Source organism: Arthrobacter arnarulunnguaqae (assembly GCF_051262515.1).
GTDB lineage: Bacteria > Actinomycetota > Actinomycetes > Actinomycetales > Micrococcaceae > Arthrobacter_N.
In genome coordinates this window covers 1-18182 of the sequence record NZ_JBIMER010000014.1, presented here as the reverse complement: position 1 = coordinate 18182, position 18182 = coordinate 1, and the positions used below count along the sequence as shown (strand labels likewise).

At 68.9% G+C, this 18182-nt stretch carries 18 protein-coding genes; 4 read left to right on the top strand and 14 right to left on the bottom strand.

Annotation, left to right across the window (positions count from 1 at the left end):
* Nucleotides 1-15: 15 nt before the first annotated feature.
* Together ACHAAJ_RS12140 and ACHAAJ_RS12135 are read right to left on the bottom strand one after the other, a co-directional pair.
* Nucleotides 16-537 carry a hypothetical protein gene (locus tag ACHAAJ_RS12140; protein WP_435728444.1) on the bottom strand — a complete coding sequence of 174 codons (522 nt, stop codon included), beginning with the start codon at nt 535-537 and terminating at the stop codon, nt 16-18.
* 67 nt (nt 538-604) lie between these two features.
* The gene (locus ACHAAJ_RS12135) at nt 605-2590 is read right to left on the bottom strand and encodes an AMP-binding protein (protein ID WP_435728442.1); all 1986 of its coding nucleotides are present in this window, start codon (nt 2588-2590) and stop codon (nt 605-607) included.
* 195 nt (nt 2591-2785) lie between these two features.
* On the opposite strand from ACHAAJ_RS12135, the gene ACHAAJ_RS12130 reads away from it, so the two are divergent.
* The 4 genes from ACHAAJ_RS12130 to ACHAAJ_RS12115 are packed head-to-tail and all read left to right on the top strand — an operon-like array spanning nt 2786 to nt 7058.
* On the top strand, nt 2786-3445 hold the full coding sequence (locus tag ACHAAJ_RS12130; protein ID WP_435728440.1) for a GntR family transcriptional regulator: 660 nt from the start codon (nt 2786-2788) through the stop codon (nt 3443-3445).
* Nucleotides 3442-4959 carry an MmgE/PrpD family protein gene (locus tag ACHAAJ_RS12125; RefSeq protein ID WP_435728438.1) on the top strand — a complete coding sequence of 506 codons (1518 nt, stop codon included), beginning with the start codon at nt 3442-3444 and terminating at the stop codon, nt 4957-4959. Before ACHAAJ_RS12130 ends, ACHAAJ_RS12125 begins: the two co-directional genes overlap by 4 nt.
* Nucleotide 4960: 1 nt before the next feature.
* Nucleotides 4961-5890 (top strand): methylisocitrate lyase, encoded by a 930-nt coding sequence (gene prpB / locus ACHAAJ_RS12120; protein ID WP_435728436.1) that lies wholly within the window; start codon nt 4961-4963, stop codon nt 5888-5890.
* Between the two features lie 22 nt (nt 5891-5912).
* Nucleotides 5913-7058, top strand: coding sequence for a bifunctional 2-methylcitrate synthase/citrate synthase (locus ACHAAJ_RS12115; protein WP_435728435.1), 1146 nt, complete (start codon nt 5913-5915; stop codon nt 7056-7058).
* Between the two features lie 72 nt (nt 7059-7130).
* On the opposite strand, the gene ACHAAJ_RS12110 is transcribed toward ACHAAJ_RS12115, so the two are convergent.
* From ACHAAJ_RS12110 to ACHAAJ_RS12055, 12 genes are all read right to left on the bottom strand, one after another.
* Nucleotides 7131-7760 carry a PDZ domain-containing protein gene (locus tag ACHAAJ_RS12110; RefSeq protein WP_435728433.1) on the bottom strand — a complete coding sequence of 210 codons (630 nt, stop codon included), beginning with the start codon at nt 7758-7760 and terminating at the stop codon, nt 7131-7133.
* Nucleotides 7696-8178 (bottom strand): hypothetical protein, encoded by a 483-nt coding sequence (locus tag ACHAAJ_RS12105; protein ID WP_435728432.1) that lies wholly within the window; start codon nt 8176-8178, stop codon nt 7696-7698. Before ACHAAJ_RS12105 ends, ACHAAJ_RS12110 begins: the two co-directional genes overlap by 65 nt.
* Before the next feature lie 17 nt (nt 8179-8195).
* Nucleotides 8196-8738: an NUDIX domain-containing protein gene (locus ACHAAJ_RS12100; RefSeq protein WP_435728430.1), complete on the bottom strand. Its 543-nt coding sequence runs from the start codon at nt 8736-8738 to the stop codon at nt 8196-8198.
* A gap of 19 nt (nt 8739-8757) precedes the next feature.
* A complete protein-coding gene (xerD, locus tag ACHAAJ_RS12095) occupies nt 8758-9747 on the bottom strand; it encodes a site-specific tyrosine recombinase XerD (RefSeq protein ID WP_435728428.1) in 990 nt (329 codons plus the stop codon).
* 8 nt (nt 9748-9755) lie between these two features.
* Nucleotides 9756-10436, bottom strand: a complete 681-nt coding sequence (locus ACHAAJ_RS12090; protein WP_435728427.1) for an NUDIX domain-containing protein — start codon at nt 10434-10436, stop codon at nt 9756-9758.
* A 2-nt stretch (nt 10437-10438) separates the two neighbouring features.
* A complete protein-coding gene (gene pyrG / locus ACHAAJ_RS12085) occupies nt 10439-12133 on the bottom strand; it encodes a CTP synthase (protein ID WP_435728426.1) in 1695 nt (564 codons plus the stop codon).
* Between the two features lie 43 nt (nt 12134-12176).
* Complete coding sequence (gene recN, locus ACHAAJ_RS12080; protein ID WP_435728425.1) at nt 12177-13913, bottom strand: DNA repair protein RecN; 1737 nt, start codon at nt 13911-13913, stop codon at nt 12177-12179.
* Nucleotides 13910-14920, bottom strand: coding sequence for an NAD kinase (locus tag ACHAAJ_RS12075; RefSeq protein WP_435728423.1), 1011 nt, complete (start codon nt 14918-14920; stop codon nt 13910-13912). The genes recN and ACHAAJ_RS12075 overlap by 4 nt, the downstream gene beginning before the upstream one ends.
* A 52-nt stretch (nt 14921-14972) precedes the next feature.
* A complete protein-coding gene (locus ACHAAJ_RS12070) occupies nt 14973-15770 on the bottom strand; it encodes a TlyA family RNA methyltransferase (protein ID WP_435728421.1) in 798 nt (265 codons plus the stop codon).
* Nucleotides 15767-15958 carry a hypothetical protein gene (locus ACHAAJ_RS12065; protein WP_435728419.1) on the bottom strand — a complete coding sequence of 64 codons (192 nt, stop codon included), beginning with the start codon at nt 15956-15958 and terminating at the stop codon, nt 15767-15769. Before ACHAAJ_RS12065 ends, ACHAAJ_RS12070 begins: the two co-directional genes overlap by 4 nt.
* Before the next feature lie 50 nt (nt 15959-16008).
* Nucleotides 16009-16983 (bottom strand): HAD-IIA family hydrolase, encoded by a 975-nt coding sequence (locus tag ACHAAJ_RS12060; RefSeq protein ID WP_435728417.1) that lies wholly within the window; start codon nt 16981-16983, stop codon nt 16009-16011.
* A gap of 13 nt (nt 16984-16996) precedes the next feature.
* Nucleotides 16997-18182 (bottom strand): tetratricopeptide repeat protein (locus ACHAAJ_RS12055; protein WP_494337659.1); only part of this gene is annotated, 1186 nt, incomplete at its 5' end.

Below are 18182 nucleotides of genomic sequence, written 5' to 3'. Positions count from 1 at the left end.
CGGCCGCCCATGGGCCTAATGCCGGTCCGGCGCCCCAATCTGCCGCTTGACCCGCTCGAGCTCGTCCTTCAGCAGGTCAACGGTGGCACGGTACTTTTCGAATTCCGCAGCCCTGCGCCGGGTCCGGACTAAACCGATGCCGGCGGCGAGAACGGCCAGCGGAAACGACACCACGAGGGCCCATCCGGACACGGCCAGGAAATCCAGCGCCACGGGAAGGGCCCGTTGGAATGCCAGCAAATCGTTCATGCCACCGACCACGCCGTTCAGGGTGGATTCCAGGGATTCGAGGTATTGTCCGACCAGGGGCGTGCCCGAGAGCGACGGAACGCTCAGGGACGGTTGTCCCCCCGCGGCCCAGCGGGAATCACGGAAGTGGTTCAGGACGTAGATCCCGGCACCCGCATTGAGCGCCGCGAAGAGCAGCACGGATCCAACAGCGGTCCAATGAAATCCGTGTGGACGCCAGAGGCCGACCGCAAGCGCGAAGACGCCGGCGGCAACCCACGTCAGGATGCCGAGTTCCTCCCGACCCATTCCGCCCAGTGGATCCAACGTTTTCCCCTCACCGCCGGAATCGACACCCTCCCGGTCCCACGCGAGTTTATCCCAGGCGCCCTTCGCCGGATTGGTGCGAGCCCTCGGGCCGGAGCAGGGGGATCAGGTCCTCCACGACCTGGGGATCCTCGATCGTCGCCGGCACCGCATAGTCGACGCCGTCGGCGATCTGCCGCATGGTTTTGCGCAGGATCTTGCCGGAGCGCGTTTTGGGCAAGGCCTCGACGATCCGCACCTGCCGGAAGTCCGCCACCGGGCCGATCCGTTCGCGGACCATGGCCACCAGTTCGGCGCACAGCGCCTCCTCGGTGGTCGCCGCTCCGTCCTTCAGGACCACGAACCCGCGGGGAACCTGTCCCTTGAGCCCGTCCGCAACGCCGATCACGGCGCATTCGGCGACGGCGGGATGGGCACCCAGCACCTGCTCCATCGCCCCCGTGGACAGTCGGTGGCCGGAGACGTTGATGACGTCGTCGGTGCGGCCCATCACGTACAGGTATCCGTCCGCGTCGAGCAGACCCGAGTCGCCGGTCGCGTAGTGGCCGGGGAACTGCTCCAGGTACGAGGAGATGTACCGCTCGTCGTTTCCCCAGAGGGTCGTCAACGCGCCGGGCGGCAGCGGAAGCCGGATGGCGATGTTGCCCTCCTGTCCGCGCGGAAGTTCCTGCCCCAGGGAATCGAGGATGCGGACGTCGTAGCCGGGAACGGGAAACGACGGCGATCCCGGCTTCAGCGGCAGTTCCTCCAGCCCCCAAGGGCTGGCGGCGATCGGCCAACCCGTTTCCGTCTGCCACCAGTTGTCGACCACAGGCACCCCGAGCACGGCCGTGGCCCACCCGTAGGTGTCGGGATCGAGCCGCTCCCCCGCGACGAAGAGCGCGCGCAGAGACGACGTGTCGTGGGCGGCCAGCAGTTCCGCCTCCGGGTCGGCCTTGCGGATGGCCCGCAGTGCGGTCGGCGCCGTGAACAGGACCTTGACCCGGTGGTCGTCGACGAGACGCCAGAAGGCACCGGCGTCGGGCGTGCCCACGGGCTTGCCCTCGTAGAGCACCGTGGTGGCCCCGGCGATGAGCGGGCCGTAGACGATGTACGAGTGCCCGACCACCCAACCGACGTCGGACGCGGTCAACATGGTGTCCCCTGCGCGGACGCCGTAGATGTTCTCCATGGACCAGCTCATCGCCACGGCGTAGCCCCCGGTGTCCCGGACGACGCCCTTGGGTGCGCCCGTGGTCCCCGAGGTGTAGAGGATGTACAGCGGGTGCGTGGAGTCCACGTCGACCGCGGCCGCGGGCCGTGCGGTCCGCGCGAGCGCCTCCCAGTCGTGCCAGGTGGTCGCCGCGCGACCGGCGTCGTCCGACGCCGGTCGAGCCACGCCGCCGTCGTACTCCGCCAGGTTGGCGATGAAACCGTCCCGGTGCTGCACCACCACGTGCGGGACGGTGTGGTTGGAGAGCCGCAACGCCTCCGCGACCGCTGGAAGGTATTCGACGCGGCGCGAGGGCTCCACGCCTCCGGTCGCCGTGACCAGCGCTGCCGGAGCGGCGTCGTCGATACGCGCCGCGAGCTCGGTGGCGGCGAAACCACCGAACACCACCGAGTGCACCGCGCCGATCCTGGCGCACGCGAGCATGGCCACCACGGCCTGCGGAATCATCGGGAGGTACAGCAGGACGCGGTCCCCGCGGCCGACGCCGAGTCCGACCAGCACGCCGGCGAAACGCTCGACCTCCGCGAGCAACTCGGCGTACGTGTAGCTGCGCCGGGCGCCGAGGACGGCGGAGTCGTAGACCAGGGCCACCCGGTCCCCCGCTCCGGCGGCCACGTGGCGGTCCAAGGCATTGACGCTGAGGTTCAGCCTGCCGTCGGGCAACCAGCCGTAGAGCGGCGCGGCGGATTCGTCGAGGCCACGGGTGGGTGGCGTGGACCAGTCGATGCGCGCGGACTCGCGGAGCCAGAAGCCCGCGGGATCCTTGACGCTGGCTGCGTGCGTGGCCCGGTACGTGCTTGGCTGTTCGTTCGTTGGCGGCATCGGAACTCCCTTGTTCTTTGCTTGCGGCGCGAGCGGTGTCTCGGGTGCTCGGCCCGTCCTGTCTGCGCCAAGACTATGGCGACCGTCACAAACAATTCAAGAGACGTGTATACACAGTGGAAGGACCGGCGCCCAAATACCCAAGAAATGCGATAAGTGGCCCATGAATGGAACAGCTGTGTATACAATGACGATATGAGGGCAAGTGACAAGGCGTACGGCGAATTACGCCGGGACATCGTCGAATGGCGGCTCCCACCGGGGACCGTCCTGGGCGAGGTGGAGCAGGCGGAACGGCTCGGCGTCTCCCGCACCCCGTTGCGCGAGGCGCTGTCCCGGCTGACGGCCGACGGGCTGGCCGTCCAGCAACGCGGCCGGGGCGCCGTCGTCTCCGATGTCTCGCTCGAACACGTCGACGACCTGTTCGCACTGCGACGGGCACTCGAGGTGGAATCGGCACGGATCGCAGCACGGTCCGGCGCCACGGACCCCTTTATCGCATTGTCGCGGCGTTTCGCCGCGGCAGCGACCCCAAGCGGGGAAAAAACCGTTGATGCTCCCCGCGAGAACTACTACCGCCTGGCCTCGGAGCTGGACGCCGCCATCGACGATGCGGTCCGCAACCCGTACCTGGAGCAGGCGCTACGCGGATTGCGCGTCCACCTGGCGAGGGTTCGGAGGCTGGCCCAAGACGATCCCGCACGCCTCCGCGCCTCCGCCGGCGAGCACGCCGCGATCGCGCGTTCCATCGCGGCCGGCGATCCGGACCTCGCCGCGGCGGCCACCATGCTCCACCTGCAGCACAGCCTCGACCACATCAAATCCCATGCACCAACACGAGAGGATCCCCAATGATCAACCACGCCGTACGTGTGTACCGCTCGGAGGAAAACCTTCCCCGCGAAGAGCAGCTGGCCCACAAGATCGCCCGCGTGGCCGCCGATCCGGTCGAGGTCGCGCCGGAGGTCGCGGAAATGATCATCAACCGCGTCATCGACAACGCCTCCGTCGCCATAGCCTCGCTGAACCGCGGACCCATCGTCGCTGCCCGCGCCCAGGCGCTGACCCATGCGCCGTCGACCGGCGGGGCGGGCGCCTCGGTCTTCGGCATCACGGAAAAGGTCTCCCCCGAGTGGGCCGCCTGGGCCAACGGCGTGGCCGTGCGCGAACTTGATTACCACGACACCTTCCTGGCCGCCGAGTACTCCCACCCGGGCGACAACATCCCGCCGATCCTCGCCGTCGCGCAGCACACCGGCGCCAGCGGCAAGGACCTGATCCGGGGCATCGCCACCGGTTACGAGATCCAGGTGGACCTCGTGAAGGCCATCTGCCTCCACAAGCACAAGATCGACCACGTCGCCCACCTCGGGCCGTCGGCGTCCGCCGGCATCGGCACGCTGCTGGGCCTCGATGTCGAAACCATCTTCCAGGCCGTCGGCCAGGGACTGCACACCACCACTGCCACCCGCCAGTCGCGCAAGGGCGAGATCTCCACCTGGAAGGCGCACGCTCCGGCCTTCGCGGGCAAGATGGCCGTGGAGGCCGCCGACCGCGCCATGCGCGGCCAAACCTCCCCGGTGCCGATCTACGAGGGCGAGGACGGCGTCATCGCCTGGATGCTCGACGGCAAGGACGCGGCCTACGAGGTGCCGCTGCCGGGGGATGGCGAGGCGAAGCGCGCCATCCTGGACACCTACACCAAGGAGCACTCGGCCGAGTACCAGGCGCAGGCCTGGATCGACTTGGCCCGCAAGCTCAACCGCGAACACCCGGAGACGACCGACGCCAAGAACGTCGCCTCGGTCCTGATCAAGACCAGCCACCACACCCACTACGTGATCGGTTCGGGCGCCAACGACCCACAGAAGTACGATCCGACCGCCTCGCGCGAGACCCTGGACCACTCCATTCCGTACATCTTCACCGTGGCCCTGCAGGACGGGTCCTGGCACCACGTCGACTCGTACTCCCCCGAGCGTGCCCGCCGTGCCGATACCGTGGAACTCTGGAACAAGGTCACCACCGAGGAAGACACCGAGTGGACGCGCCGCTACCACTCGCTGGACATCAACGAGAAGGCCTTCGGCGGTTCGGTGGTCATCACCCTGAACGACGGCACCGTGGTCACCGACGAGATCGCCGTCGCCGACGCGCACCCGCTCGGCGCACGGCCGTTCGCCCGCGAGCACTACGTCAACAAGTTCCGCGCCCTGGCCGCCGGCCTGGTCGAGGACGACGAGATCGACCGCTTCATCGCGGCGGCCGAAAACCTGGAGAAGCTGGGCTCCGGCGAGCTGGGGCAGCTCAACATCGTTGCGGCCCCCGGCGTCATCGACCTCGCGGCCGCCCCGAAGGGGCTGTTCTAGGATGTTGTACTCCAACGTGACCCCCGCGCAGAAGCGCGCGGCCCTGCGCGGGATGCTCGTGCCCGGAACCGCCCGCCAGTTCCCGGGGGCCTTCAACCCGCTCTCCGCGCGTCTCATCGGGGAAAAGGGTTTCGACGGCGTCTACATCTCCGGCGCGGTCCTCGCCAACGACCTGGGGCTGCCCGACATCGGGCTCACGACCCTCACCGAGGTCGCCCAGCGCGCAGGCCAGATCGCCCGGATGACGGATCTGCCCTCCCTCGTCGACGCCGACACCGGCTTCGGCGAGCCCATGAACGTGGCGCGCTCCGTCCAGGAACTGGAGAACGCCGGCCTCGCGGGCTGCCACATCGAGGACCAGTTCAACCCCAAGCGCTGCGGCCACCTCGACGGCAAGAACGTCGTTGACCTGGACACGATGGTCAAGCGGGTCGCCGCCGCAACAGACGCCCGCCGCGACCCCAACTTCCTGATCATGGCGCGCACGGACGTCCGCGCCGTCGATGGTCTGGATGCGGCGATCAACCGTGCCAAGGCACTGGTGGACGCCGGCGCCGACGCGATCTTCCCGGAGGCCATGCGGGACGTATCCGAGTTCGCGGCCGTCTGCGGGGCCGTGGAGGTTCCGGTCTTGGCCAACATGACCGAGTTCGGCAAAAGCGCGCTGTTCACCCGTCGGCAACTGGCCGACGTCGGGGTCGCCATGGTTATCTACCCGGTCACCCTGCTGCGCAGCGCCATGGGCGCCGCGGAGCGGACCCTCGACGCCATCGCCGCCACCGGAAGCCAGGAGGAAGAGGTGCCCAACATGCTCACCCGCGTGAGACTCTATGAACTGGTGGACTACGAGGCCTACAACAAGTTCGACACCGGCATCTTCAACTTCCAGGTCCCCGGCCTGGATATCGACGGCAACAACGCCAACCCGTAAGCGTTCGAAGGAGAGCACCACCATGGGCGATACCGATACCAAGGACATCAAGAAGGGGCTCGACGGCGTTGTCGTCGACTACACGGCCGTCTCGAAGGTCAATCCCGACACCAATTCCCTGCTTTACCGCGGCTATCCGGTCCAGGAGCTCGCGGCCAGCAAGAGTTTCGAGGAGGTGGCCCTCCTGCTGTGGAACGGCGACCTCCCCAACAAGGCCGAACTGGCGGAGTTCGTCGCCTTCGAGCGCGCGAACCGGTCCATGGAGGCGAACGTGAAGGCGGCCATCGACCTGCTGCCGACCACGTGCCACCCGATGGACGTGGCGCGCACCGCGGTCTCGGTGCTGGGCGCCAACCATCCGCTGGCGGAGGACTCCTCCCCGGAGGCCGAACTCGCGAAGGCGAAGTCGCTGCTGGCCGCGTTCCCCGCCGCCGTCGCGTACGACCAGCGCCGCCGTCGCGGACTGGATGCGGTGGAGCCGCGGGAGGACTTGGACTATTCGCAGAACTTCCTGTGGATGACGTTCGGCGAGGAGGCCGCACCCGAGGTCGTCGACGCGTTCCGCGTCTCGATGGTCCTCTACGCCGAGCATTCGTTCAACGCCTCGACCTTCACCGCCAGGGTGATCACCTCCACCCTGTCGGACCTGCATTCGGCGGTCGTCGGCGCCATCGGCGCCCTGAAGGGCCCGCTGCACGGCGGGGCGAACGAAGCCGTGATGCACACCTTCGAGGAGATCGGGATCCGCACGGACGAGTCCCGGGAGGACGCCGCCGCCCGGGCCAAGGCCTGGATGGAGGAGGCCCTCTCCCAAAAGAAGAAGGTTATGGGCTTCGGCCACCGCGTCTACAAGAGCGGCGACTCCCGCGTGCCGTCGATGAAGGCCGCGCTTGACCGCATGATCGAGCACTTCGGCCGGGCCGAGATGCTGGGTCTGTACGACGGGCTGGAGCAGGCAATGGGTGAGGCGAAGAACATCAAGCCGAACCTGGACTACCCCGCCGGTCCGACCTACCACCTCATGGGTTTCGACACGGCCATGTTCACTCCGCTGTTCATCGCCTCGCGCATCACCGGGTGGACCGCCCACGTCATGGAACAGCGCGCGGCCAACTCGCTGATCCGGCCGCTGTCGGCCTACAACGGACCGGACCAGCGGGCCGTCTGACGGACAGCGCCATCGCGAAAGGAGGCCGTGCGGCGATCGCCGCACGGCCTCCCTCGTTTCCCCGCGCGCCGGTCAGCTGAAGCGCAGCGACCGTGCGAAGCGGACCGTGTCTGCCCAGGACTGCGACTCCAAATAGGCCCCAAGTTCGGCATCGGATTCGAACCCGAGCCGAGCGGACAAGCCCTGCGCCACCACGAACGTCCCGTCGACCTCCAGGAGGCGGTCCGCCTCGCACAGCGCCCCCTCCGCCGGCTGTCCGGCGCGCACAAGTCCCACAAACGACCAGCTCCCGACGGCGTTCGTGCCCGTCATGAGAGCTACCTCCAGCGACCCCGCGTCGTCCGTCGCGGACACTGCCTCACTCGCGTGGATGCGGTAGGTCTCCTGGCCCGGTTCGCAGGTTCCGCCGGCGGACGGATCCGCGCTGAAGCGTTCGAGACTCGCGGTGTGGGCACCGTAGCGGTCGAAGAACACGAGACGCTGCGACGGCGCACCGTCCGGATCGGCCTCGCGCACTTCCCAGTCCGAGCGGTGCTCCACGCTGAAGCCCGAGGGGCCCGTGTCGAGACCAGTCCAGTCGTCCTGCGGCTCGTCCGGTGCCCACGTCGCCGTGTTGGGGCCCAGGAGACTCTGGGGATCATCGATCTCGATTCCGAACGAATCGAATACCGCGTCCGCCCGTTCCCGGGCCGTCGGTCCCACTGTGGTCGGCGCACCACCGTTCGCCGTCCCAACTCGCCAGGTAGAGGCCCGCGAAGGTGTCGCCGTGATCGGCGTCGAAATGGGCGAGATCCGTGAAAACCGTGAAGGCCGCGTGGTCCCCGACGCAGCCCACGGCCCGGTTGACGTCCGGGTCGCCTTCCAGCGGGGCCGGCGGCGCATCACCGGTGACGGGCGCGATCAGCACGGTGTCGACGTCCAGCGAACGGCATGCCGGGGAATCGTCCCATCGGACGTTGGCGTGCGCGGGAAGCAGGCCGTTGGGCAGTTCCGGCCCCGTCTGCTCGTCGGGCGGGTCGGTGGCCGCACCGGAGGGTGCGGGATCCGAGGACGCCGTGGAGTCCGTCGCCGTCCCGGACTTCGTGGGTGAGGGGCCGGCAGGCGGCGCCGGCTCGCGCATGCCCGTGCCAAAGGGGTTCAGGACCGTGGCCGCGACGCCTCCGCCTTCCCCACCGCGGCTCGTTCCGGCGAGCCCGGGACGCGACGCTCGGTCACGGTGTACCCCGCGACGCCCTCGTTGTCCCGGGACAACACCACGTGGACGTCCAGGGCCCTCCCCTCGATCAGCGGTACCAGCCAGCGCGGGGAGTCCTCCCACATCCGGTCGGTCGGGAGCGCGTCGGCGGGATGCCAGGCTCCATGGAGTTCGTCGGTGTCGCGCAGCGTCCCGGCGGTGTGCGGGGCCAGCATCACGGTGCATTCCATGTCCGCCTGCGGCTGGGCGGGGAATTCGAAGCGGATTCCGGCCACCTCCCGGAGCGCCACCGGATCGGTGGTCAGCCCCGTCTCTTCGGCAAGTTCCCGTGCGGCGGCCGCCGCCGCCGATTCCCCGGGTTCGATCTTTCCGCCCGGCAGGACGATCTTCCCGGCGCCGAATCCGCGCTGTTTGTGGCCCAGGAGAACGCTCGTGCCCGCGCCATCGCGACGCAACACGAGGCAGAGGACAACGGCGGTGCTCATGGCCCCAGTGTAGGCACGGTCAGCGGGCGCGGGGGTGCGCCGCCGCGTAGACCTCGCGCAGGGTGTCGGCGGTGACCAGCGTGTAGACCTGCGTCGTGGTGACGGAGGCGTGGCCCAGCAGCTCCTGGACCACCCGCACGTCGGCGCCTCCCTCCAGCAGGTGCGTGGCGAACGAGTGCCGCAGCGTGTGGGGCGAGACGGTCTTGGCGATCCCGGCTCGCTCGGCCGCGGCCTTGAGCGCCGTCCAGGCCGATTGGCGGCTCAACCGTCCGCCGCGCGCGTTCAGGAACAAGGCGGGGGTTCCCTTGCCCTTGGCCACCAGCGCAGGACGGCCGCGCACCAGATAGGCCTCCAGGGCCGACAGCGCGTACGAGCCCAGTGGAACCACCCGCTCCTTGGATCCCTTGCCGGTCAGCCGGACGACGGCGGGGCCGTCGCTGGGACGCTCGAGGTGGAGGTCGTCGACGTCGAGCCCGACGGCCTCGCTGATCCTGGCCCCGGTGGCATAAAGGAACTCCAGGAGTGCCCGGTCCCGTTGCCCGGTCTCGGATTCGGCCGGCACGGATTCGAGGATCGCTCCCACCTCTGCGACGGTGATGGCCTTGGGCAGGCGCTGGCCCGCCGCGGGCGGCCGGAGGTCGGATGCCGGGTTGTCACGGGCCGTCCCCTCTAGGGCCCAGAAGCGGTGCAACCCGCGCACCGCAACGACACACCGCGCCGCGGACCGCGCGCTCAGCACCGATCCGCCGTCGGCCCCGTCCCGAAGGGCCTGCGCAAACGCGGCGAGAACCGTTCGTTCCACGTCGTCCGCCGCCTCGATCCCCCGTGCCGCCAGGAAGGCGGCGTAGCGTCCGAGGTCGCGACGGTACGCCGACACGGTGTTGGCGGCCATGCCCCGCTCCACCGCGAGGTGCTGGAGGTAGGCGGCCATCTGGCGGCCCGGCCGCGTGGATTCGAGCGCTGTGGGCACCGTGTGCGCGGCGGGTGCGTCGGAGCTTGATGCGGTCATCCGTGGGCCTACGGCGCGGACGGCGGCTGGGGCGGCGACGAACGCCGCATCCGGGGGTGCGCCTCCCAGGGCGCGTCCGCCGGACGGAGCGTGGCAAAGCCGTCCGCGGCCGAGGCATGGCAGGCCAACAGGCCGGCGACCGCGGAAGGGTTGTGGATGCGTCCGTCGAGGACCGCGGCCACGGCGTCGCCGAGCGGCAGCCATTGGACCGGCATGTCCGCTTCCTCGTCGGTGCGCACGTGCCGCTGGTTCTCCGGCACGGGCGCGGGAGCGCGCGCGAGGTAGATCCGGATCGCCTCGCTGGAGGAGCCGGGCGAGTTGAACACGTCCACGAGGGTGTGCCACGTCGCCGCGGTCAGATCGGCCTCTTCGGCGAGCTCGCGCGCCGCCGCCAGCTGCGGGGCCTCGCCGTCGACGTCGAGCAGCCCCGCGGGGACCTCCCAGAGCGTCATACCCACCGGATGGCGGTATTGGTTGATCAACAGGACGCGCCCGCGGTCGTCCATCACGACGACGGCGACCGCGCCCGGATGGTCGATGTAGTCGCGCACCAGCGGCGCCTGGTCCTCCGCAAACCGGAAACTGTCCTGGACGACGTTCCAGATCCGTCCCTTGTAGACGGTCTCCGAAGACAGCAGACGGCGGGGGCTCGCCTGGTCGGCCAGCCCTCCGCCGTCGGCTTCGGCCATGCCTACCGACCGGCCTTCTGGTGCTCGAGCGCGGCCTTGACCAGCCCGGAGAACAACGCGTGGGGCCGGGTCGGACGCGAGCTCAGCTCGGGGTGCGCCTGGGTCGAGACGTAGTACGGGTGCACGTCCCGGGGCAGCTCGACGTATTCGACCAGTTTGCCGTCCGGGGAGGTTCCGGAGAAGGCCAGTCCCGCCGCGGCGATCTGCTCCCGGTATTCGTTGTTGACCTCGTAGCGGTGGCGGTGGCGCTCGGAGACCTCGGTCTTGCCGTAGGTTTCGGCCACGACGGACCCCTCGGCGAGCTTCGCCTCGTAGAGGCCCAGCCGCATCGTTCCGCCCAGGTCGCCCTTGCCGTCGACGATGTGGAGCTGCTCGGCCATCGTCGCGATCACCGGGAATTCGGTGTCCGGTTCGAACTCGGTGGAGGACGCGCCCTCGAGCCCGACGACATTGCGGGCGTACTCGATGACCATGGACTGCAGGCCCAGGCACAGGCCCAGGGTCGGCAGCTTGTTCTCGCGGGCGAACTTCAGCGCGCCGAGCTTGCCCTCGAGCCCGCGGATGCCGAACCCGCCGGGCACGCAGATCGCGTCCACGCCGGCGAGGGCCTTTTGGGCCCCCTCCAGGGTCTGGCAGTCGTCCGAGGGAACCCAACGGATGTTGACCTTGGCCTCGTTCGCGAAGCCGCCGGCGCGCAGGGCCTCGGTCACCGAGAGGTAGGCGTCGGGCAGGTCGATGTACTTGCCGACCAGGGCGATTTCAACATGGTGCTTGGGGTGGTGGACGGCCTCGAGCAGCCGGTCCCACTGGCGCCAGTCGACGTCCTTGAACTTCATGCCCAGGGTCTGCACGATGTACGCATCCAGGCCCTGCTCGTGGATGACGACCGGGATGTCGTAGATGCTCGGGGCGTCGGCGCAGTTGATGACGGCCTCGGGGTCGACGTCGCACGTGCGCCCCAGCTTGATGCGCATCTCCTCGGGGATTTCTCGGTCCGAGCGGATGACCAGTGCGTCCGGCTGGATGCCGATGGAACGCAGCGCCGCGACCGAGTGCTGCGTCGGCTTGGTCTTGAGCTCCTGGCTGGGCCCGATGTATGGAACCAGGGAGACGTGCACGAAGAAGACGTTGTTGCGTCCGATGTCCTGACGGACCTGGCGGGCGGATTCGAGGAAGGGCTGCGACTCGATGTCGCCGACCGTTCCGCCGATCTCGGTGATGATGACATCCGGGGCCTTTTTGCCCTCGGACGGGAGGCGCATGCGGCGCTTGATCTCGTCCGTGATGTGGGGAATGACCTGAACGGTGTCGCCGAGGTAGTCGCCGCGTCGTTCCTTCTCGATGACCGTCGAATACACCTGACCGGTCGTCACGTTGGCCATGCCGTCGAGGTTCTCATCGAGGAAGCGCTCGTAATGGCCGATGTCGAGGTCGGTCTCGGCTCCGTCGTCGGTGACAAACACCTCCCCGTGCTGGAAGGGGTTCATCGTGCCCGGATCCACGTTCAGATAGGGATCCAGTTTCTGCATGGTGACGGATAGGCCGCGCGCCCGAAGCAGGTGACCGAGGCTCGAAGCCGTCAGTCCCTTGCCTAGGGACGAGGCGACACCGCCGGTGACAAAGATCTGCTTGGTAGTTTCGGAGGACCGGGAATTACGGGAAAATGTTCGCTGCACCACGGAATTCGAGCCTATCATCATTTTCGCCGGACGGATTTGGGGATCACTCTACTGGACGGCCTCAACGAAGCGCCGCGACCGCCTGCTGGGCATCGTCGAGAAGCTCCTCGGCATGGGCCTGGGCGGTGTTCGAGTCTTCCTGTCCGGCCAACATCCGCGCCAGTTCGCGCACGCGCTCGGCCCCGTCAAGGAGCACGACGTCGCTCGCGGTGAAGCCCGCGCCGCCGTCGGCCCCGGCATCGGAGTTCTTGATCACGCGAATGTGGCGGTCGGCATACGCCGCCACCTGGGGCAGGTGCGTCACGACGATCACCTGTACGTGGCGGGCCAGCATCGCCAGCCGTCGGCCGATTTCGACGGCGGCCTTACCTCCCACCCCGGCGTCCACCTCGTCGAACACAAACGTCGGGACGGGATCGACCTCCGCCAGCACCACCTCGATGGCCAGCATGACGCGCGAGAGCTCACCCCCGGATGCGCCCTTGCCCAGCGGGCGCGGCGCGCTGCCGGCGTGGGGCCGCAACAGCATGAGGATCTCGTCCCGTCCATGGCGTGCCGGTTCGGCGGCAGGCACGACCTCCACGACGAACCGCGCGTCCGGCATCGCCAGCGCGGCGAGTTCGGCGCTCACGCGGTCGGCGAGTTCCCCCGCGGCCCGGGTCCGCAGGTTGCTCACGAGGGAACCGAGGGAATCCAGGCGTTCCTGGAGGTCCGCCTCCTCCGCGGTCAGGGCCTCGATCCGACCGGTGTCGTCCTGCAGCTCCGCGAGGCGCGTTCGGGAGGACGCCGCCCATTCCAGGACCTCGTCGATGCTGGGGGCGTACTTGCGGATCAGGGCGTTCAAGTCGGCCCGCCGGGACTCGATAGCGCCCAGTTGCTCCGGCCCTTCGGAATCCAGCGACGCGGCGTAACTGGCCAGATCGGCGGACACGTCCGCCATGAGGAATCCAATCTCCGCCATGCGGCCAGCCAGGGCCTTGATCTGGGGGTCGTCGTCTTCCACCTGCTCCAGTGCCCGCTTTCCCGCGTCCACGAGGCTCACCGCGTCCGGTTCTCCACCGAACTCGTCCGAGGAAAGCGCGGTTCCCGCGGCGGCCGCGGCGAGTCTCAGACCCTCCACGTTGGAGAGCTTCTGGGCGTCCGCCTTGAGAGTCTCGTCCTCGCCCGGCTGCGGATCGACGCCGTCGATCTCCTCCAGCGCCAACTGCAGCGACTCGGCCTCGCGGACCCGTTCGCGCGCCTGCGCGACGAGCTCCTCGAGGGACGAACGAACGTCCCTCCAGCGGTCGAAGGCAGCGCGGTAGTCCCCCAGTGCCCCACCGAGTTCCGCCCCACCGAACTTGTCCAGCGATTCCCGCTGCGCGACGGCACCCTTGAGCCGGAGTTGGTCCGTCTGCCCATGGACGGCAACGAGGGAATCACCGATCTCCGCGAGAACGCCCACCGGTGTGGACCGCCCGCCCACGGCGGCCCGGCTGCGGCCCTCGGCGCTCAGGACGCGGGCGATGATGAGCTCGGCGCCGCCGTCGTACTCCTCGACGAGCGCGCCGGCCTCCTCTGCCCTGGCCATTGCGGGGCTTCCGGCCGGGAGCCGGACGGTCGCCTCGGCGACCGCCTGCTTGGACCCGTGGCGCACGGCACCCGGATCGGCACGTTGGCCCAGGAGCAGGCCGAGCGCGGTGACGACCATGGTCTTGCCCGCGCCGGTTTCACCGGTGACCACGCTGAGGCCGGCGCCCAGCGGCAACGTGGCCTGTTCGATGACGCCGAGGTCGGAGATCCGGATTTCCTCGATCATGGGCGGGGCTCCGTTTCCGAGCGCGGTTCGTGGTGGCGTGGCTCGACGACGTGGAGCGGGGCGGAGGTGATCGGAAGCGCGCTGGTAGCCGTCATCCGGTCGGCGGACGGGACGGGGCCGCGCCACCCGCGCGTGGGCAGTTCGAACTTGCTGACCAGCCGTTCGCTGAACGGGGTGCGGTTCACCCGCGCCAGCCGCACCGGGGTGGCCGAGCGCGTGACTTCCACGCGCGAGCCCGGCGGCAGGTCGATGGTGCGTCGGCCATCGCACCACAGGACGGCCTGCGCATCCGTGCGGGTCAGGATCTCCAGTGCCATGGTGGAGGTCGGCGAGACGACCAGCGGCTTGGCGAAGAGCGCGTGCGCGCTGATCGGAACCATGATGAGGGCCTCGACCTCCGGCCAGACGATGGGTCCGCCCGCGGAAAACGCGTAGGCCGTGGAACCGGTGGGGGTGGCCATGACCATGCCGTCGCATCCGAAGGTACTGATGGGACGGCCGTCGATCTCCATCACGACCTCAATCATCCGTTCGCGGTTGGCCTTCTCCACGGCGGCCTCATTGAGGGCCCACGTGTGCGCGATGCGGCGGTTGTCCAGCCAGACCTGCACGTCGATCGTCATGCGCTCCTCGACCGTGTATTCCTTGTTGACGACCCATTCGACCGTCTGGTCCAGGTCCGCCCGCTCGCTTTCGGCAAGGAAACCCACGTGCCCGAGGTTGACTCCCAAGAGCGGAACGCCCGAAGTCCTGACGAGTTCAGCGGCACGCAGAACCGTCCCGTCTCCGCCGAGCACCATGCCGAGGTCCACGCGATCCAGTTCGACGTCTTCGTCCAGGATCTCCACCTCGAGCGACTCGCCGTCGACGGCGTTGCGGAGGTTCTGCAGTTCGAGTCGACGCATGACGGGAATAAGTCCGGCGGCCCGGAGGCTGCGGCAGGTGTCCAGGGCGGCCTGCAGGGCATCCGCACGTCCGGTGTGCGCGAGGACCAGGATCCTTCTCATGCGTTCCTTCCGTCGACTGCCGCGGGGCGAACCCCGAGTTTGGGGGCCCCGCTCAAGAATAGTCAACCTTTGGCAACACCGGCGGGTCCGCTGGCGAAAGTGGAGAAACCGCGTGGCCAGGACGCCGCATCCAGAGGAAGAACTCCACGTTCCCATCCTGTCCCCGCAGGGGGCTGCGAGCCAACCCGGCCAGTTCGAGGCCCTCCCGGATTCCCGCGGCCACCACGCCCTCGACGGCCCGGCGCCTCCACCCGGGGTCGGTCACCACTCCGGTGCGCGCGAGGTTCTCGCGTCCAATTTCGAATTGCGGCTTCACCATCAGCACCAGGTCTCCCCCGCGGCGTGTCGCGGCCGCCAGCGGACCCACCACGAGCCTCAACGAGATGAACGAGAGGTCCGCCACGACCAGATCCACCGGTCCGCCGATGTCCTCCGCCTCCAGGTAGCGAACGTTGACGCCTTCGTGGACATCCACCCGCGGGTCCACGCGCAGTGGTTCGACCAGCTGGCCATGCCCGACGTCTACGGCGACCACCCGGGCGGCCCCTCTGCGCAGGAGGACATCGGTGAAACCGCCGGTGGACGCGCCGGCGTCGAGGCAACGCCGGCCGGACACCCCCACGGGGCCGAACGCCTCGAGCGCGCCGGCCAGCTTGTTCCCCGCGCGGGAGACGTATTCCTCGCCCTCGGCGGGAAGGACATCGAGGTCGGCGTCGGTTCCAACGGTCCGGGCGGCCTTGTTGGCGCCTTCGCCGTTGACCCTGACCCGGCCTTCGGCGATCAGTTTGGCGGCATGGGTCCGCGAGCGTGCAAGACCGCGGACCACCAGCTCCTGGTCGAGGCGGCTCACGGCTCTTCTCCGTCGTGCTCCTCCAGGGCTGCGCGCAATGCGTCGTGCACGGAGGCGTAGACGGCGGAATGGCCGGAGACCGGCGCTGTCGGCAGCGTTTCTAGCGCCCCGAGTGCATCGTCGACCAACGGATCGCCCGTCGGCTGGTCTCGGGTGGGCAACTCTGCAGTCGTTTCGCGTTCGTTCACGGATCTCCCCGGGTTGGCGTCTCAGAGGTTTCGGTCGGATTGCTACCGCGTCAGGACTGGAAATCGAGGTCGGGCTCGCGCGCGGTCTCCGAATTCGGGTGTGCGTACCACCAGGCCGCACACGCGGCCCGCCAGGAATCGACGTCGTCTTCGGCGCCCGCAACCACCAGCCGGTCGTTTTCGATCCATGCCCGGGAACGGCCGCATTCGAAGTCCCTGCCCGTGGCCTTGATGGCCGGATAGGCAGTGAACAACTCCGTGAGGTTGCGCAACATGAAGTCTGGGCGCTCGGCTGCGCGTGCGGCGAGGATCGAACGGGTGGAATCGATGCCGGTCAGGACGGCCGCCGTCGTGTAGCCCGCCCGGTTCCCACCGAGGATGTCGGTGTCGAGACGGTCCCCGACCACTAGCGGTCGGTTGGCCTGCAGGTGTTCCGCGGCGCGCCGGAACATCACCGGCTCGGGCTTGCCGGCGACGCGCGGCATGGCGCCGGTCGCCGCGGCTACGGCGTTGACCAGGGAGCCGTTTCCCGGCGCGATCCCACCGGCCTGCGGAATCGTCAGGTCGGTGTTGGTGGCGAACCACGCCGCGCCATTGGCGATGGCGTAGGACGCCTCGGCGAGGTCCTTCCAGCCGATTGCCGGGTCGAAACCCTGGATCACGGCGTCGGGCCGGTCCTTTGCCGATTCGGCCAACCGGAATCCGCGGCGGGCCACGCAGTCCCGAAGGTATGCGCTGCCGACCACCAGAACGCGGTCCCCCCGGTCGTGGGCCGCCGCCAGCATGTCGGCGCCCGCGTCGGCGGAGCCGAAGACGGTCTCGGCGGTCGCCGGCGCGCCCAGGTGGCGAAGGTGATCCGCCACCGCCGTCGGTGAACGTGAGGCGTTGTTGGTGATGTAGGCCAGGCCCACGCCAACACCAGCGAGGCGATCCAGGGACTCGGTAGCCCCCGGGATCGCCTCGCTGCCGGCATAGACCACGCCGTCAAGGTCCGCCAGAACGGCGTCGAAACCAGTGATCAACATGCGTGCCGAGGGCCTATCGGTTGTCGTCGTTGGTGTCGATCGACGTCGGATCCTGCTCGTCGGCCGCCACGGCGGAATCCTCCGAATCCCAGAATTCCCCTGCGTTGTCGACGCCTTCTTCCTCGTTCGTTTCGGATTCGGCATCCGCGTTGACGTCCTCGGAAACGGCCTCGGCGACGGCACCATCCGAACCGTCGTTCCCCGTGGCGACGTCGGCATCGGACTCGCCGGCCTCGTCCTCGGGCTCGGCCACGGCCTCGGCTCCCAGATCGACGCCGTCGGTGGACGTCAGGCCGTCCTCGGCATCGACACCCGCTACCTCGGCATCGCCGTCGAGGACGTCCTTGACCCGCGGCTTGCGCTCGATGGGCTCGTCGTCCTCGTCAACCAGGTCCATGATCTCGGGTTCGGCGAACTCACCCACGCCGAGGGCGTTTTCGGCGACGACCACCTGGCGGCGCCACAACACCGCCTCGTCGTTCTTCCCCAGAGCCTCGAGCGCGTCCGCATAGACGGCAAAGAGGCGCGGGCTGAAGGAAAACGCCCGGTTGATGTCGAGCTCCGGAATCTGGAGTTCGGCCAAGGCCTGCTCCCGATTGCCGAGATCGGTTTGCGCGCCCGAAGCGACGATCGCCATTTCGACGCGTGCCGGGGCATCGAGCGCGGACGCCTCTTCGCTGTGCGCCGTCTCGAGTGCCTTCTCCGGCTTGCCCAGTCCGCGTTCGCAGTCCGCCATGATCGGCAGGTGGATGTTCGATCCGCTGATGCGACGGTAGGTGCGGAACTCGCGCAGCGCGTCGGCGTACTGACCCGATGCGTAGGCGGTCAGGCCGACGGCTTCCCGCACGACGGCGACGCGTCCCCCACGGCGACTGGCGGCCAGCGCGTGCTCGTGGGCGAGCTCGGCGTCGAGATCGATCAGACGGCCCGCCATCACGAGGTGCTTCGAGACCCAGTCAAGGTTCTTCTCATCCAGGTAGCGGAGTTCGGCCTTCGTGACGCGGTCGAGTTCCTTGCCGGTGACGTCGTCATCGATCTCCGGGGACCGCGGACGGTCAGCGCGGTTCGCGCTCCGCAGGTCGGCTGGGTTGTGCGCGGCGCGCTCACCTTCGGCCACCCCTGGGAACGAACGCGTGTCGTCGCCCGTGTTCTCGCGGCGGTCGTTGTCCTTGCGGAACCCACCCTCGCGGCGGTCGCCC

Bases quoted from the DNA above. Each gene is read 5' to 3' on its own strand.
- pyrG (WP_435728426.1), bottom strand. From the start codon at position 12,133: ATGATAGGCTCGAATTCCGTGGTGCAGCGAACATTTTCCCGTAATTCC.
- ACHAAJ_RS12130 (WP_435728440.1), top strand. From the start codon at position 2,786: ATGAGGGCAAGTGACAAGGCGTACGGCGAATTACGCCGGGACATCGTC.
- ACHAAJ_RS12075 (WP_435728423.1), bottom strand. From the start codon at position 14,920: ATGAGAAGGATCCTGGTCCTCGCGCACACCGGACGTGCGGATGCCCTG.
- ACHAAJ_RS12090 (WP_435728427.1), bottom strand. From the start codon at position 10,436: ATGGCCGAAGCCGACGGCGGAGGGCTGGCCGACCAGGCGAGCCCCCGC.
- xerD (WP_435728428.1), bottom strand. From the start codon at position 9,747: ATGACCGCATCAAGCTCCGACGCACCCGCCGCGCACACGGTGCCCACA.
- ACHAAJ_RS12105 (WP_435728432.1), bottom strand. From the start codon at position 8,178: ATGCGCGAGCCGGCGCCGCCTGCCGGCCCCTCACCCACGAAGTCCGGG.
- ACHAAJ_RS12100 (WP_435728430.1), bottom strand. From the start codon at position 8,738: ATGAGCACCGCCGTTGTCCTCTGCCTCGTGTTGCGTCGCGATGGCGCG.
- ACHAAJ_RS12060 (WP_435728417.1), bottom strand. From the start codon at position 16,983: ATGTTGATCACTGGTTTCGACGCCGTTCTGGCGGACCTTGACGGCGTG.
- ACHAAJ_RS12115 (WP_435728435.1), top strand. From the start codon at position 5,913: ATGGGCGATACCGATACCAAGGACATCAAGAAGGGGCTCGACGGCGTT.
- prpB (WP_435728436.1), top strand. From the start codon at position 4,961: ATGTTGTACTCCAACGTGACCCCCGCGCAGAAGCGCGCGGCCCTGCGC.
- ACHAAJ_RS12135 (WP_435728442.1), bottom strand. From the start codon at position 2,590: ATGCCGCCAACGAACGAACAGCCAAGCACGTACCGGGCCACGCACGCA.
- recN (WP_435728425.1), bottom strand. From the start codon at position 13,913: ATGATCGAGGAAATCCGGATCTCCGACCTCGGCGTCATCGAACAGGCC.
- ACHAAJ_RS12125 (WP_435728438.1), top strand. From the start codon at position 3,442: ATGATCAACCACGCCGTACGTGTGTACCGCTCGGAGGAAAACCTTCCC.
- ACHAAJ_RS12140 (WP_435728444.1), bottom strand. From the start codon at position 537: ATGGGTCGGGAGGAACTCGGCATCCTGACGTGGGTTGCCGCCGGCGTC.